At 55.8% G+C, this 16806-nt stretch carries 11 protein-coding genes; 7 read left to right on the forward strand and 4 right to left on the reverse strand.

Translation table 11 applies throughout. The annotated features are described in order from the left end of the window. Positions 1-67: 67 nt before the first annotated feature. Positions 68-3100, forward strand: coding sequence for an autotransporter outer membrane beta-barrel domain-containing protein (locus AX755_RS04845; protein ID WP_062856378.1), 3033 nt, complete (start codon positions 68-70; stop codon positions 3098-3100). An 81-nt stretch (positions 3101-3181) separates the two neighbouring features. Here the strand turns inward: AX755_RS04845 and AX755_RS04850 are convergent, their stop codons facing one another. Then, positions 3182-3709: a LuxR C-terminal-related transcriptional regulator gene (locus AX755_RS04850; RefSeq protein WP_050491987.1), complete on the reverse strand. Its 528-nt coding sequence runs from the start codon at positions 3707-3709 to the stop codon at positions 3182-3184. A 670-nt stretch (positions 3710-4379) separates the two neighbouring features. Between AX755_RS04850 and pgaA the strand changes: the two genes are divergently transcribed. The 4 genes from pgaA to pgaD are packed head-to-tail and all read left to right on the forward strand — an operon-like array spanning position 4380 to position 10513. Next, a complete protein-coding gene (gene pgaA, locus AX755_RS04855) occupies positions 4380-6818 on the forward strand; it encodes a poly-beta-1,6 N-acetyl-D-glucosamine export porin PgaA (RefSeq protein ID WP_062856379.1) in 2439 nt (812 codons plus the stop codon). 8 nt (positions 6819-6826) lie between these two features. After that, positions 6827-8764 (forward strand): poly-beta-1,6-N-acetyl-D-glucosamine N-deacetylase PgaB, encoded by a 1938-nt coding sequence (pgaB, locus tag AX755_RS04860; RefSeq protein WP_062856380.1) that lies wholly within the window; start codon positions 6827-6829, stop codon positions 8762-8764. Then, positions 8757-10088: a poly-beta-1,6-N-acetyl-D-glucosamine synthase gene (pgaC, locus tag AX755_RS04865; RefSeq protein WP_062856381.1), complete on the forward strand. Its 1332-nt coding sequence runs from the start codon at positions 8757-8759 to the stop codon at positions 10086-10088. Before pgaB ends, pgaC begins: the two co-directional genes overlap by 8 nt. Continuing rightward, complete coding sequence (gene pgaD / locus AX755_RS04870; RefSeq protein WP_038420574.1) at positions 10085-10513, forward strand: poly-beta-1,6-N-acetyl-D-glucosamine biosynthesis protein PgaD; 429 nt, start codon at positions 10085-10087, stop codon at positions 10511-10513. Before pgaC ends, pgaD begins: the two co-directional genes overlap by 4 nt. 47 nt (positions 10514-10560) lie before the next feature. Here the strand turns inward: pgaD and gss are convergent, their stop codons facing one another. Then, complete coding sequence (gss, locus tag AX755_RS04875) at positions 10561-12423, reverse strand: bifunctional glutathionylspermidine amidase/synthase (RefSeq protein ID WP_062856382.1); 1863 nt, start codon at positions 12421-12423, stop codon at positions 10561-10563. Positions 12424-12606: 183 nt separating this feature from the next. Between gss and yghU the strand changes: the two genes are divergently transcribed. Then, positions 12607-13476 (forward strand): glutathione-dependent disulfide-bond oxidoreductase, encoded by an 870-nt coding sequence (gene yghU / locus AX755_RS04880; protein ID WP_013098701.1) that lies wholly within the window; start codon positions 12607-12609, stop codon positions 13474-13476. Positions 13477-13636: 160 nt separating this feature from the next. Then, a complete protein-coding gene (locus tag AX755_RS04885) occupies positions 13637-13969 on the forward strand; it encodes a glycine zipper domain-containing protein (protein ID WP_013098702.1) in 333 nt (110 codons plus the stop codon). 270 nt (positions 13970-14239) lie between these two features. Here the strand turns inward: AX755_RS04885 and AX755_RS04890 are convergent, their stop codons facing one another. Both AX755_RS04890 and AX755_RS24295 read right to left on the reverse strand, forming a co-directional pair. Beyond that, on the reverse strand, positions 14240-15787 hold the full coding sequence (locus AX755_RS04890; RefSeq protein WP_062856383.1) for a methyl-accepting chemotaxis protein: 1548 nt from the start codon (positions 15785-15787) through the stop codon (positions 14240-14242). A 951-nt stretch (positions 15788-16738) separates the two neighbouring features. Beyond that, positions 16739-16806, reverse strand: a 68-nt coding sequence (locus AX755_RS24295; protein ID WP_004209611.1) for an IS1 family transposase, incomplete at its 5' end; no start/stop codon positions are given.

Here is a 16806-nt window from a genome sequence, read left to right on the forward strand (position 1 = left end):
GTCGTATCGCATTTTTCATATAAAACCGATTTTCCAGACATCACGCTAATGAGTACGGAGATACCCTGTGAATAACTCTACATCGCATTCTTTAGCGGTAAAGACGCCGCTTTCCAGGCTTTACCTCGCTCTATTTTCCGCGCCGCTGTTACTGCTTTCACCTGCCGATTTCGCGCGTGCAGCCGATGCCATTTTTGATGGCGACTCGCGTATTACCGAAACGCTGGGTTACACCGGAGACGTTTACGTTGGACGCAATCAACGCGGAAACCTGCTGATCGATAATGGCAAAATCACCGCCTATAACATGAATATCGGTCGGCTGTTCGACGGCCAAATTTATGAAAGCGTGGTCACAGTCCGTGGGCCAAACGCTGAGCTTAACGCGGTGAACGATCAGTACGTCCTGCGCGGCGACCTGAATCTTGGCCTCGGCACCCTGCGAGTCGAAGAGGGCGCGCTGGCGAGCGCGAAAGAGATCGTTGTCGGCACCACCCGCGGCTACGACAGCCACCTTATCGCCACGGGCGCCGGATCTCGCGTAACCAGTAATTTCCTTAGCGTAGGTACCGATCTGGGCGCACGCTCCACGCTGGCGATTGAGGACGGCGCCGCGCTCAATACCATCTACGATGCGCGCATCGGCAATGGTACCGGGCCAGATGAAACCGACACACTGAGCCCGAAAGCCACCGTCACGGGGAGCGGCTCACAGTGGAATGTTGGCCGTACGCTGACGCTTAATGGCGACCTGGACGTGCTGAACGGCGGAGCGGTTAACGTTGGCGGCGTGCAGGTGGCGGGCGTCTCCGGGGCCGGAAAAACCGCCGAGCTGGTTATTGCGGGCAAAGACTCGCGCTTTACCAGCGACAGCAGCGTTAGCGTGGGCGATTATGGCAATGGCGTGCTGTCGGTTATTGACGGCGGTTCATTTTCCGCAGGCAGCAATGCGCTGATTGTAGGGACATCGGGCTCCGGTTCGAACCGGGGGGCGCTCATCATCGGCAGCCGCGGCAACATGGACACCGGCACGGGTATAACTGAGCCAACGCTTGGTACGGCAGGCGGCGCGGGTACCCTCGATGCGAAGACGGCAATCAGCCTGCGTGGCGGGCTATTCGGCAGTTATGTCTATTTCAACCATACCGACGAAAATTACATCTTCAGCAACAAGATGAGCGGCGAAGGTGAGGTGATAAATACCTCCGGGCAGACAACGCTGAACGGCGATCTTTCGGCGCTTCAGGCGAACGTGACCGCGCGCGGTGGCAAAGTCATTATTGCCAGCAACATCAACACCCAGCCAGAAGACGATATTTTTGAGATTCAGACCCTTAGCGCCGAGAACGGCGGTACGCTGATCCTCAACGCAACGGCGGGATCCGACGTTAACAACGGACAAGGTTACAGTAGCGCCGCGTCAATCAAGGCCGGTGGCACGCTGGGGGGGAACGGCACGTTGGGCCAGACGGAGATCCTGTCCGGCGGGCATATCTCACCAGGGGATGGCGATATCGGCACGCTGACGCTGAAACGTTATCTGAATTTTATCGGCGAATCCTTCTATGACGTTGATATCGCGGGAGATGGCCGCAGCGACCAACTGCTGGTATCGGGCAAAACCACCATCAGCAATCAGGCTAAGGTACAGGTCACCGCGCTGGATCCGCAAACCAGCTATAAAACGGGACAAAGCTATCGCATTTTAACCTCGAACGGGGGTATTGACGGCCAGTTCGCCGGAGCGATTTCCAAATCCGCCTTCCTGGACGTGGCGCTTAAGCAGAGCACCGACGCCGTCGATCTGACCATCGCGCAGAAAGAGACCGGCGGCGAGAATCCTGGAGGTGAAAACCCGGGGGGTGAAAACCCGGGTGGCGAGAACCCGGGGGGTGAAAACCCGGGTGGCGAGAACCCCGGCGGTGAAAACCCGGGTGGTGAGAACCCGGGAGGAGAAAACCCCGGCAGCGGCAAGCCAGGGATTTTCCAGACCGTGGCAAAGAGCAGCAACCAGTGGAATACCGCCGGCGCGCTCTCCACGCTCACGCAAAGCGGCCCGTCGCTGGCGCTGTATAACTCGCTACTGGTGCTGAGCGCACCGGAAGCGCGCGAGGCGTTTAACCAGCTGTCCGGAGAAGTTTATCCGTCAATGCAATCCAACCTGATAGCCGGCAGCACGCAGGTGTTTAACGTGTTAAACCAGCGTATGCAGCGCGCGTTTGATAACGACAGCCTGCCGATACCACCGTTAGCGATGTCGCTGGTGCAGCAGCCGGAGCCGCAAAACAATGGCGTCTGGGGCCAGACCTTCAGCTCCTGGAGCCGAAACAGCGGCGACGGTAACGTGGGCAAGCTGGACGGCAACACCACCGGTTTCCTGCTGGGGGCAGATCGTAAGCTGGCGGATCATAACGTACGTGTCGGTGGTTACTTCGGCTACAGCCGCGGTGATTACGACGTCGACAGCCGTCGTTCCTCAACAGATACCGACAACTATCACCTCGGCCTGTATGCAGCGGGTCAACAGGATGCGTTCTCCCTTCGCGGCGCACTGGGTTACACCTGGCACAAGATCGAAGGCGAGCGCAATGTTGATTTCAGCGGCTTCTCGAATCGGCTGAAGTCTGATTACGACGCCAACTCGCTGCTGGCGTTCACCGAAGCGGGCTACCGTTTCGGCCAGCCCGAGATGAATGTCGAGCCCTTTGTTAACCTCTCCTGGATTCGACTGCATACCGACAGTTTCAGGGAGGACGGCGGTGCCGCCGCGCTGAGCGTTCACAATGAAACCATGAACACCTTCTATTCCACGCTCGGGGTGCGTGGTGTGACCGGATTGCCGAAGAACGTTAACCTCTACGGTTCGTTGGGCTGGCAGCACGCCTATGGCGATAAGAATACCTCTTCGCGCATGGCATTTGCGGGCAGCGACGCCTTCATTACCCAGGGTCAGGCCGTGGATGAGGACGTGATGGTGGGTGATATCGGCGTGAGCGTACAACTGTCGCGTGCTGCGACGCTGGATGTGGGCTATCAGGGGCAATATGGTGCCGATACCCGCGTCAACTCGGTTAACGCTAATCTGCGCTGGTCGTTCTGATTGATATCAACGCTGAAGTGCCGGGTTGCGCTACGTCGACCCGGCCTTCGTGGCGGTTTTTTCTTTTGGTTTATGACCCAATCAGGGATCGTTCCCATCTCCATCCAGCAGTTTGTTTTTAAAGATAAACAAACACGCCTCGTTAAAATTCTCCGCCCCCAGTCGTTCAGAGAGCGCCGTTCGCGTCCGGTAGAGGCTTTTAATCGAGGTGTCCAGTTCCTCCGCCACCTCTTCCATCGACATGCCCGCCCTGAGCAACCGCAGCATAATCGCTTCATGGGTACTCAACCGTAAGTTAAGCAGCCATTTGGTCGTCAGGCGCCTGCCTTTCATATTCAGCACCAGATTAAACAACGACGCCATGTCAGCCACCGGAAGCGCAGTATTCATAAACATCCTCATGCTGAGCTGATTCTCCTCCCGGTGCCGCATATCGAGCATGACGCAGCCGATTGTTTTTCTCGTTCTGGCCGGATGGCGTATCAGATAATCATACAGACGGAGCGGTGAACGGCTGTCAATCAGCACAGAATATTCATCTGCACTGTTATCAAATATCTTTCTGTCAATCGAGTCCAGCAGGATAATATCCGGAAAAAATATCCTCATTCCTCTGACGAGGTAGCGATCCTGTGTCACTAACACTATTGAAGTTGCCACTAACCATCCCTTTTAGATTAAAGCAAGAACGACCCTTCAGAAAGAAGACGCCTTCGTTTTATAGCGCTTTTACATGAACGATAAATGTATTCTGGCTTTGATCATCCCTCGACACGCACATTGATTTGTAAGACTTCCCATAGACTATCACTCAATGTCTGCTATTAATTATAAGTAAAAAACAATCGCAGAAAAGTCACCTCTCAAGATATTAAGAATTTTTGTCACGAAACTTCCCAAACATGCACCAGAAAGTACTTTAATTTATGCACCAAAGCCGCATTAAAAATATAAACAAAAACGTCACAATAAAAATAAATACATTATATATCAACGCATTACAAATATAGACTCCGTTAAAAATAATCATAAAAATCACCCGGATACAGAATTATCTCAAAACAACAACCCGGCTTTTCAACATATTTATCCGTCAACATATCAGGTGTACATTACCTTTCACCGGTCCATAACGATAAGGATCCATAATTACCTTTAAGTAAGTACCTCATAACGTAACAGCATTCACATTTTACGCTCTCATTTATGGCCTTTAACGCTACGTATAAAGGCGGCCGTGTTGCGCAATGGATTTATGATAAACAAATGGCAAATAGATATGGAAAGATCACTTCGCTTCAATACTTTATTCTTTTACCGCGTTCCAAAATTATTGTGTCTGCTATTACTGTTTCCCATTCTGGTTCAGGCTGCCGAATCCGTATATGAGCAACAGATTCAGCAGGCGCGTAATGGTAATTACACTTCGTTTCTCCATTACCTGCAGCGTTATCAACAACAGCATGCCCTGACGCCAGAACAAGTGGCAGACTGGCTGCAGGTTGCCTCCTGGGCGGGACGCGATGATGAGGTTATTGAGGTGTGGTTGCGTTATCACGTTTATATGCCCCTGCCCGCCCGGGGAGTGGCCGCAGCCGCGCAATCCAGGAGAAATCAAAAGCAGTGGCAATCTGCACTCGCGCTCTGGAAGCAGGCCTGTAGCCTTGCACCGGAGAACGACGACTACCGTATCGGGTATATCAAAACCCTGGCCGATGCCCGCATGGATCGGCTGGCCCTGCAGGAAGCGCAAAAACGGGTAACAGCGCACCCCAGCCAGATAAACCTTGAGACGCTCGCCTATGTGTACTTACGCCAGGGGAAAAGCTGGGATCGTCTATTAGCGGACACCCGCGCCCTGAAGAGCGCCCCCGAGAATCACGTACTGCTCAGGGCGCTCGTCGACGCCCTGAACGATAACCGGGTAAGTACGCCTGCCCTGCGGCTGTCACAGGGGATTTCTCTGCCGCCCGCACAACGGCGCCAGCTTGAACTTAACGCCGCCGCCGAACAGGTACGCCTTGCCGATGCGCCTGGCCGGACGGAAAAAGAGCGCCTGCGTCTCGCGCAAGCCGCACTGAATCGCTATGACGCCCTGCTTGCCCGCTGGCAACACGACCCGCAGGCGGCGGAAGATATCATTCGCGCCCGCGTCGACCGTCTTGGCGCGCTATATGCGCATGGTGATTACCCGCAGGCGATCGCTGAATATCGTGCGCTGACGTCAGCTCACCATCCGGTGCCGGGCTGGGCAATCGGCTGGGTGATCTCTGCGTATCTTCAGGAGCAAAACGCCGATGCAGCCCTGGCACTCCTGCAAAAGTATCCTGACTATGCGCGTAACCCACAGGATGAAGAACATCAGCTTTTCTATGCATATCTGGACACCGGACAGTATCAGGCCGCCCGTCACTATCTTGCGCAGATAACCCGCAACGTTCCCTGGGCTCGCTACGATTACGGCTCGCCAACCGCCCAGCCCAACGATCAATGGCTGATCGGCCAGTCGCTCACGTTTCAGTATTTGCTGGCAACCCATGCCCTGCCGCAAGCAGAAGCCGTGGCGCACCGTCTGGCTGCCACGGCACCCGGCAACCAGGGCCTACAGATTGATTATGCAGCCCTGCTTCAGGCTCGTGGCCTGCCACGGGCGGCAGAGCAAAAGCTCAAAATGGCGGAGGTACTGGAGCCGTCAAATACAGAGCTGGAGCAGCAGCAGGCTTACGTCGCGATGGATCTGCAGGAGTGGCGACAAATGGAACTCCTGACCGACGACGTGCTCGCCCGTGCGCCACGTGACCGCAGCGTCCAGCGCCTGGACAGGCTCAGGAATGTGCATCATATGTCTGAACTGCGTCTGAACGCAGGCAAGGGATTGCACTCCGACAACCCGGTCAGCGGGACACACGATCTGAACTGGGACGCCACGCTCTATGGCCCACCAGTCGCTGATAACTGGCGACTGTTTGGCGGCACCCGCTTTGCCGAGGGCAATTTTGACGAAGGCAAAGGCACCAGCCGCCATCTGGTCGGCGGCGTCGAATGGCGATCACGGGATATCTGGCTTGAAGCGGAGCTCTCCGGCAACCGTTATCACGGCACCCACACACCTGGCGCTCGCCTCTCCGGTCAGTACAGCCTGAACGATCGCTGGCAATCTGGCGGCAGCCTTGAACGGCTGTCACGCACCACGCCGTTGCGGGCGTTACGCAATGGGATCCGTGCAGACCGCGCAGAAGGCTGGGTGCGCTGGTATCAGAACGAGCGTCGTGAGTACCAGCTCAGCGCCGCCATCAGCCATTTTTCCGACCATAACCGCCGACAGGAGTACACCCTCACCGGCAAGGAGCGGCTCTGGCAAACGCCGACCCTGACGCTGGATCTTGAACCGGGCATCTCCGCCAGCGCGAATAGCCAGCGGGATACGCTCTATTACAACCCCGAGCGGGATCTGTCCGCGACGGCTGCGTTGTCCGTCGATCATCAGCTGTACCGCTATTACGACACCCTCTGGAGCCAGCAACTGGTCGCCGGAGCCGGAGGATACTGGCAGAAAAATCAGTCTGCTGGCGCCATCACCCTGCTCGGCTACGGGCAACGCGTTCAATGGAACAACGTCGTGGATACCGGCGTGATGTTGAACTGGGATAAGCGCCCTTACGACGGCAAACGAGAAAGCAATCTCGCCGTCACTTTCGATGCGACTTTACGGTTTTAAGGATGAATATGTTGACCATTCGTTTTCCTGTGGGCCTGCTCATCATCGGCTGGTTATGCCTCAGCGCGAGCGTCTGCGCCCAGGCCATTTCGTTTATTTCGCCCAACGAGAGACCTCAGCCGGAAGCCAGTAAACCCTGGCCGAAGAATCACTTTTTCGTGCTGGCCTATCACGATGTGGAAGATGACGGCGCCGATCAGCGCTATCTCTCCGTGCGGACCAGCGCCTTAAACGAGCAGATAAGCTGGCTTGTGCATAACGGGTATAACGCCATCAGCGTGCAGGATATTCTGGATGCCCACGACGGTAAAAAAACGCTGCCGCCAAAGGCCTTTCTGCTCAGTTTTGATGACGGCTACAGCAGTTTTTATACCCGCGTCTGGCCGTTGATCCAGGCCTGGAATGTGCCGGCGCTGTGGGCCCCGGTAGGCAGTTGGGTGGATACGCCAGCACATCAAAACGTGAATTTTGGCGGTTTGATGACACCCCGGGACCGTTTCGCGACGTGGGACATGGTGCGCGAGTTAAGCCAGTCCCCGCTGATTGAGATCGGCTCGCATACCTGGGCTTCGCATTACGGTATACCGGCCAATCCACAGGGAAGCCGCGAACCGGCTATTGCCAGCCGCTTTTACGATAACGCGACAGGGCGTTACGAAACTGACCAGCAGTTCAGCCAGCGCATCGGCGATGACGTGCGGAAAGTCACCGAAAAAATCGCCCAGGTGACGGGCAAAGCGCCGCGTGCCTGGGTGTGGCCCTACGGTGCTGCCAACGGCACGTCGCTCGCCATTGCCAGACAGCAGGGTTATCAGCTGGCCTTTACCCTTGAGGACGGGCTGGCAGATGTGCGTCACCTCGACAACATCCCGCGCCTGTTAATCTCCGGGAATCCCTCGCTTAAAGCCTTTGCCAGCAGCATCGCGCAGATTCAGGAGACCGACCCTGTGCGCGTGATGCATGTCGATCTGGATTACGTTTATGACCCCGATCCGGCTCAGCAGACCAAAAACATCAACACGCTGATCCAGCGGGTCTACGACATGAAAATCAGCCATGTTTTCCTGCAGGCATTTTCCGATCCCCTCGGCAACGGTACGATTAACGCGCTCTACTTCCCCAACCGTCGGCTGCCCGTACGTGCCGATCTCTTTAACTTTGTCGCCTGGCAACTGCAAACCCGCGCGGGTGTAAAAGTCTACGCGTGGATGCCGGTTCTCTCGTTCGATCTCTCCCCTGCACTGCCGCGCGTGCAGCGTCGGGATCGGCAAACGGGCCAGGTACGCGTCGCCACCGAGCCCTATACCCGGCTTTCGCCGTGGGATCCGCAGGTTCGCCAGCAGGTGACCGAAATCTATGAAGATCTGGCCCGCTATGCCAGCTTCAATGGGATCTTGTTCCATGACGATGCGGTGCTGACGGATCAGGATGATGCCGGGCAGCAGACAACGCGCCAGAAAAGCCAGACGCTAATCGGGTTTACCCACGCCCTGAGCCTGGCGGTGAAGCATATCCGCGGTCCGCAGATAAAAACCGCGCGCAATATGTTCGCCCTGCCGATCCTCGACCCGGCGAGCGAGGCGTGGTTTGCGCAGAATCTTGATGACTTTCTGGCGGAGTATGACTGGACGGTGCCGATGGCCATGCCGCTGATGGAGTCCGTCCCGGCAGACGAGAGCAACGCCTGGCTAACGCGCCTGGTTAAGACCGTTGCCACTCGCCCCGGCGCGCTGAATAAAACCATTTTTGAGCTGCAGGCCCGTGACTGGGCGCAGACACCACAACACGCCGTACCCGATAGTCGCCTGGCGGAGTGGATGCGCGTGCTCCAGCTTAACGGCAGCAAACATTACGGTTACTACCCCGACGATTTCATCAATAACCAACCTGATCTTTCCCGTATCAGGCCTGAATTCTCTTCGTACTGGTATCCTGACAATGACTGATCGCCTTATCGCCTTCTCAATTTTATGCCTGGTATTTGGGTTGCCATTAGGCGTGGCCGCCCTCTTTACCGGCGAACTGATTCTGGATTTTGTCTTCTTCTGGCCCCTGTTCATGTCCGTATTCTGGATCACCGGGGGGCTCTATTTCTGGTTTCAGCTGGAACGACACTGGTCATGGAACAGAAAAACACCCGCCCCGACGTTAGAGGGCGATCCGTTAATTTCGATCCTCATTCCCTGTTTCAATGAGGAACGCAACGCCCGGGAGACGATTGGTGCCGCGCTGGCCCAGCGTTACCCGAATATCGAGGTCATCGCCATCAACGATGGTTCTTCCGATAACACCGCGCAGGTGCTGCAACAGCTGGCGCAGGAGCAGCCGCGACTGCGCGTCATTCATCTGGCGGAGAATCAGGGGAAAGCCGTGGCGCTGAAAGCGGGCGCAGCGGCGGCCCGGGGAGACCTTCTGGTCTGTATTGATGGCGATGCCCTGCTCGATCGCGATACCGCCGCTTATCTGGTTGCCCCGCTGATCCACTACCCCCACGTGGGCGCCGTGACCGGGAACCCGCGTATTCGCACGCGCTCCTCGTTGATTGGCCGCATTCAGGTGGGCGAATTCTCCTCCATCATAGGACTCATCAAACGCACGCAGCGGATCTATGGCCGGGTCTTTACCGTCTCTGGCGTCATCGCGGCCTTTCGCCGTCAGGCGCTGGCGGACGTGGGATACTGGAGCCCGGATATGATCACCGAAGATATCGACATCAGCTGGAAGCTTCAGCTTCGCCACTGGGATATTTTTTTCGAGCCGCGGGCGCTGTGCTGGATCCTGATGCCGGAGACGCTAAAAGGGCTGTGGAAACAGCGCCTGCGCTGGGCTCAGGGCGGAGCGGAGGTGTTTCTGGTCAATCTTCGCAAGATCGTGCGCTGGGAGCATCATCGCATGTGGCCGCTGTTTTTAGAGTACGCCCTGTCAACGCTGTGGGCGTTTGCGTATGCGGTGACGGTGCTGTTATTTATCATCAGCACCCTCACGCCGCTCCCGGCAAACCTGACCGTCACGAGCCTGTTCCCGCCGGAATTCACCGGGCTCCTGCTGGGGGTGATGTGCCTGCTGCAGTTCCTCGTCAGTTTGTATATCGAGCGACGCTATGAACGTAACGTGGCGAGTTCGCTTTTCTGGATCATCTGGTTTCCGATGGTGTACTGGATGATCGGCCTGTTCACCACCCTCGTCGCCTTCCCAAAGGTCATGCTTAAACGCCAGCGCTCACGCGCGCGCTGGATCAGTCCGGACAGAGGTAAAGGGAGCATTCAATGAACGAAAACACGTTAATCCTGACTGAACATCGGCTGGTGCCCCGGCTGTTTGATGCAGCGTTAACCCTGCTGGCCTGGGGAGGATTTCTCTTTTTCCTCTATGCCAACCTGTGGATGCAGATAACCAACGAGAGCGACTACCGCTGGGGCGTGATTATTGCCTCCTTTAAGACGGTGCTGATCTATTTACTGATCGCCGCGCTAAACGGCTGGCTGCTGATCCTGTGGTATCAATATAATCGCCGCCGCGCGCATGCAAGACGACATCACCGCCCTGCAACGCTTAAGCACGACGAGCTGGCCCGCAGCTTTAACGTGACGCCGCAAATCATCTCAGAGATGAGCCAGTACAATTTGCTGACGGTCTATCATGACCAGATCGGTCGCATTATTGATTTGAAAATCAGTCAGCAGGACGAGGAATAAACCTCAGGCATCCGCAGGTTCTCCCTGCGGATGCTGATTCTACCCGGTTACTTATCCTTCACCACAATCAGCGGTTCAATATCGCTCTCTTTTTTCACCACCAGCGTTTCATCCCCACGCAGGCAGGTTCCGCCGTAATTCCCGCCCACGGTAAAGGTACAGACCTGAATATATTTGCCGTCCACCTTCGGCAAACACCACAGCTGCTGGTAGATATTCTTGCGATCGACAAACTTGCCGCTGGATTTATCCAGCAGTTCATCCTGGGCGCTGATCAGATCGATATTACTGCCGCAACGGCCGGCAATGGGTTTGACGGCATAACCGGTCTGCTTCAGCAGCGCGTTAACCTCAAAATCGGTATCGAGCAGGTAGCGGTGGTTCGGGAACAGCTGCCACAGCACCGGCAGGATCGCCTTATTGCCAGGGATCACCGTCCACAGCGGTTCAAACACCAGCACTTCCGGGCGCAGCAGGACGTCAATCAGCCGCACCTCGCCTGCCGGGTGACCGGTGCGGATTGGCACGGCAGCGTATTCGGTTTCGCTGACCTCCCGAATCTGCTCGATTGCCGTCTCCCACGCCCAGGTTTTCCACACGCAGTTTACGTGGCGACCTTCGTCGTCGATTAACTGCCCGGCAGCATCCCAGCTCAGCGCGCCCAGACCGTGCAGAATTTTGGTGTCAAACCCGGCCTGCAGCAGCGAGCGCTGAATGAAGAGCGCGTGATAATCCTCTTCGACATCGTTGTCCTGCATGATGTGCACGAACGGACGCGCATGGCTGTGTTTCCACGCGCCGGTCAACTCCTCCAGCAAACCTTCTGCCGGGTTGTGCCCATTGCCGCGATAACCGTTTTTGACCCACTCTTCCAGAATTAAGCCGCCCTCGGTGTGGCAGGAGGCGGAATCAGCGTTGTACTCGTAAACCTTAATGCCGCGCTCATCCATACAGAAATCCATACGACCGGTGATCATATGGTGGCGACGCCACTGCCAGGAGAGACGCAGGCGCGGCCAGAGGATTTTGGGGATATCGAAAAGCGCCAGTAAGTTATCATCTTTCAGCACTTTGTCGGTGGCATGCAGGTACATCAGATGAAGTTCATTGGTCGCTTTAATCAGCTCCTGCTCGGCGCTTTCGGTAATCGTGAAATAGTGGCAGGGATCGTTATTAATAACGTGGCCGTTGGCGCGGATGTAGGCCTGCTGCAGGGCGTCATTTTCGTTGAGCCATTTTCCGTCGTATTGACGTTTATTCTTCAACCGCGCACCGCTGATTTTCAGCAGTTCGCCGTCAGGTTCGGGCTGGGGAATGCTGTGCTCCGTGTCGTTCGTCTGGATCATCCAGCCAAGGATTTCAGTATCGCTGAAGGTGTCATGAAGCGTGTAACAGCCGTTCTCAACGGTCATGCGCAGCTCACGGGTCCACTGCTGTCCGAGCGGAAGCGGGGAGTGAATAACATTCTGCTCGGCAATGCGGACCTTGCCATCTAAAAGCTGGGTGATTACTGCGACATGGCCGGTTTCATGGAACTCGCCGCCCTTTTGCCAGATGAGCAGCGCCCCGGCCTGCGGCGCGCGTTTCGAGCCGTTGGCAAAAGCCTGTAACGGCAGAATATTATCGTTTACCACCTGGCGCAAAAAACGCAGGGAGAAGATCTCCCACGCCATCCCGACATCGGTAAACACAAAGCCATAGTTGAGGAACAGAAAACGGCGGGCGAACTCCACACACTGCCACTTGTGGCCCATGTATTCGTTGCCGATATAGCTGCGGAAATCCGCGTCTTGCGGGTACTTACGCGGGTCCAGACTGCCGTAATTTGAAGAGTAAATCGCCACGCCACCGGGCGCATAGCCTAACAACGTCCCGAATGGCGCATCACTGCTTAACTTTCCTTTACGCATGTATCCAACCTAAAACAGGCAGGCGGCAATTTTTGGAAGGGTTGTCGTCGTCTGCACGTTGTAATTAACCTGACAGAGGTAGGGTTATCATACACCTCCCCTGACCTTTGCGCTCAGTTCGTTAAACGGTCTATTCATCTCCTGCTACACTGCCTCAACACATCACAAAAAAGGCAGGCCAACATGTCAGACGAAAATACCTATCAGCCACCCAAAGTGTGGGAATGGAAAAAGAACGGCGGCGGGGCGTTCGCCAACATCAACCGTCCTGTTTCTGGTGCCACACATGAGAAAGATCTGCCCGTCGGTTCGCACCCGCTGCAGCTTTACTCCCTGGGCACGCCGAACGGCCAGAAAGTGACAATTATGCTCGAAGAGCTGCTGGCGCTGGGCGTAACGGGCGCGGAGTACGACGCGTGGCTGATCCGCATCGGTGAAGGCGATCAGTTCTCCAGTGGCTTTGTTGAGGTGAACCCGAACTCGAAAATACCGGCGCTTCGTGACCACTCCACCACCCCGCCAACGCGCGTATTTGAATCCGGCAACATTCTGCTCTATCTGGCAGAGAAGTTCGGGCATTTCCTGCCAAAAGATCCGGCTGGCCGCACGGAAACCCTGAACTGGTTGTTCTGGCTGCAGGGCGCGGCCCCGTTCCTCGGTGGCGGTTTCGGCCATTTCTACAACTATGCGCCGGTGAAGATCGAGTACGCGATTGACCGCTTCACGATGGAAGCCAAGCGCCTGTTCGACGTACTGGATAAACAGCTCGCCCGCGGCCGTTACGTGGCGGGTGAAGAATACACCATCGCCGATATGGCGGTCTGGCCGTGGTTTGGCTGCGTGGCGCTGGGCAGCGTCTACAACGCCGCCGAGTTCCTGGACGCAGAGAAGTACACCAACGTCCAGCGCTGGGCAAAAGACGTAGCGAACCGCCCTGCCGTGAAGCGCGGACGGATTGTGAACCGCACCAACGGTGAGCTTAACGAGCAACTCCACGAACGCCACGCGGCGAGCGACTTCGAGACCAAAACCGAAGATAAGCGTCAGGCGTGATGCACTGCCGGGCGGGTAACCGCCCGGCCAGGCAAATCCTTGCCCAGGGCATGATTAGCTTAAGGGTTGGGCCGGTATTACTGGCACTATGCGGACGTTTTTCTCCAGCCAGACGGCGAGAAGCGACGTTTCAACCGACAGCAGTCACAAAGGATTTGTTATGAAATCAATCAATACAGCGCTGGTGATCAGCATCCTTCTTTTTTCTACCTCAGGTATGGCGATGGATAAAACCGCCGCCGGTGCGGTAGCAGGCGCGGCGATTGGGGCGGCCACAGGTAAAGATCTGAAATCCACCGTAGGCGGCGCGGTCGTAGGTGCAGGCACGGGTGCGATGTTCAAAAACGGTGACAAAGGTAAAGCCGCGCGTAAAGGCGGTGCCGTGGGCGCTGTTGTTGGTGCAGGTGCCGCTGCCGTGACGGGCAACAGCGTGCTGAAAGGTGCCGCTGTCGGTGCGGGTTCAGGCGCGCTGATTGGTGAAGCGACGCACTGATAAACGCCGTGGTTCTGACTTTTGAACCGGTAGGTTGAGTTTAATGACAAACCCCGCTATCAAAAACTGAACCGCTTTTTTTGCCGGGTGGCGCTACGCTGACCCGGCCTACAATCGACAACAATATCAATAATTTGGCACTGTTCGTTGTAGGCCCGTGCAAGCGTAGCGCCGCCGGGCGAGGGGCACATCTCGCACGATACCAGCAGCCTCAACCCAACACTTACGCTGGGTTTCTTGTTTTCTCTGGTCAGGCAACCAACCGCAACATTATGCCGTGAGACGGAACTTCTGCACCGAACGCTGAAGCTCTTCGGTCTGCCGCTCAAGTGCCGCTGCCGCGGCGGAGACCTGCTCCACCAGCGAGGCATTTTGCTGGGTTACACCGTCCATCTGCGTAATGGCAACCCCGACCTGGGAAATGCCTTTGCTTTGCTCCTCAGAGGCTGACGCAATCTGCTTCATGATGGTGGTCACTTCCGTTACATCGCGCAGAATCGCTTCCATGGTGGTCCCCGTGTCGTTCACCAGTTGAGCCCCCTGCTCGACGCGAGCGACGGAATCGGCAATCAGCCCTTCAATCTCTTTCGCCGCGTTGGCGCTGCGGCTGGCCAGATTACGCACCTCACCTGCCACCACGGCAAAGCCACGGCCTTGCTCACCCGCTCGCGCCGCTTCCACTGCTGCGTTGAGCGCCAGGATATTGGTCTGGAAGGCGATACTGTTAATCACGGTGGTGATTTCAGCAATTTTCTTCGAGCTGTCGGAAATACCGCTCATGGTGGTCACCACCTCCTCCACCAGCGAGCCACCGCGGCTGGCCGTGGTCGATGCCACATCCGCCAGCTGGCTTGCCTGACGTGCGCTTTCGGCGTTCAGCTTCACGGTGGCAGTGAGTTGCTCCATGCTGGCTGCTGTCTCTTCCAGCGCGGAAGCCTGCTCTTCGGTACGGGAGGAGAGATCGTTGTTACCGCTGGAGATCTCGGTCGCCCCGCGCCAGATATTTTCACTGCCCGCGCGGATCGTGCTGACCGCCTCACGCAGGCTGTCCTGCATGGCACTCAGCAACGGCACCAGCTGTCCCACACAGTTACGACCAAACGGTTCAATGGGCTGGCTGAGATCGCCCTGCGCAATCTGGCGGAACTGCTGACGAATTCGGTCCAGCGGTTTCACCAGCATCGCCACCAGGTAACGGTCGCTAAAGAGCAGGATCAGCAGACCAATCACGGTGGCGGCAATAATCACCGTGCGGGTCATGCTGGTCAGGCCATCCACCACTACGCGGGTACTGTCTAGGGCCTTCGCAGCGGCGTTATTGAACTCCTCAGCGGCCGCACCAAACGCACGGCTCAACTGTGGCGTGACGTTATTAGCCTGCTGGCGATAACCATCCAGCGCGCCCAGCTTCGCCTGCTGCATTTGTGGCGTAACGCCCTGCTCGAGCAGCGCCTGCCAGGTGCCGATCACCCGGGAGGAGACCTGTTCATCCATCGGACCCGGAGAGATTGCTTTCATCTCGGCCAGTTTTTTGCCCATGTTATCCAGCGCCTGCTGGGCGGAGGCCAGATCCGGCGTACCGCCGGCGGCTTTGACTTCCATCGCGCGGCTCAGTCGGGTGACAAAGCGGAAATACTGATCGTTGCCCTGGCTGAGTATGGTCATCTGTTTCACCAGCTGGCGATCGACTTCATTGCCATCCGAAACGCGAGAGAGGGACCAGGTGCTGTAGAGTCCAACGCCTGCCCACATTAAACAAAAGATCCCCAGGATCGTCAGCATGACGAAACGGATCGTGAAATTACGGAGCATGTTCATAAGTGTTCCTTGCCGTGAGGGTGAGTTCGCCCAGAGGCGAGTACTACTCTCGTTATCGGCAGGAACCGGGGAAGTTATACTTTTTCGCGAATAATTTTATAAAAATATTTACTGCCTTGCCGAGCGCTGGAAAAGCGATAATTGCTGCGGGGAAAATCTCCCTGCACAATACGTGTTTTAATATTTCAGCAGCTGTCGATATGTAAAACAGACAAACAGTTAATTAACCTCATAACCCGAAAGGGTTAATACTCTGGTGATATGGGGCGATCAAAGTACCGCACATCCAGTCAAGAAACCCCTTAATTTGTATGCAAATCATTCCAAAATATTTACCACATGAATTAATTAAATTTTATCAATCAGGTTTAATTATTTAACTGTTAATTATTTCGTGGGATATATTTTTAGATTTCATTACATCCCCACTCCGTAAGAAAGTTCTTATTTTAAATAAATTCATTTAAAAAGAGCCGGACAATTATCGACTCATCCAGAGAACTTAAAATGCGCAAATTAATGAATCGTACGTTGCTTTCGCAATGTGTTTTAGTGGCTTTAACGTCATTTGGCGCCCAGGCTGCCGTAACGCCCGCCACGCCCTGCCAGCCCGGCGTAACATCGCAGACCTGCGGCTTATCGAAGTACAAAGATAATAGTTTCTATCAGGATCCCGGCGTGACTAATGCCATTATGGCCGACACCACCGCAAATAATATATTTATGGATGGAAGCCGTGAATCAGGAGATACCCAGTCATTGACCGTTTCCGGCACCGACATGTCCGGCCATTATATTCAGGGCAGCAACGGGGGGACGGCTAATATTACGCTGAATAACGGTGCCACCGTCGATATGATCGAAGTGGGCAATACTGGCGCAACCACCAATACGACGGTTACCATCGATGCCGCTACGCTGAATGGCGAAAATGACGGTAATGACTCCAACTTACTGATAGTGTTTTATGTTCAGATAATGCCCGATGACTTTGTCATGCAGCTCCACCGATTTTGAGA

The organism is Enterobacter sp. SENG-6, from assembly GCF_001605945.1.
Lineage (GTDB): Bacteria > Pseudomonadota > Gammaproteobacteria > Enterobacterales > Enterobacteriaceae > Enterobacter > Enterobacter cloacae.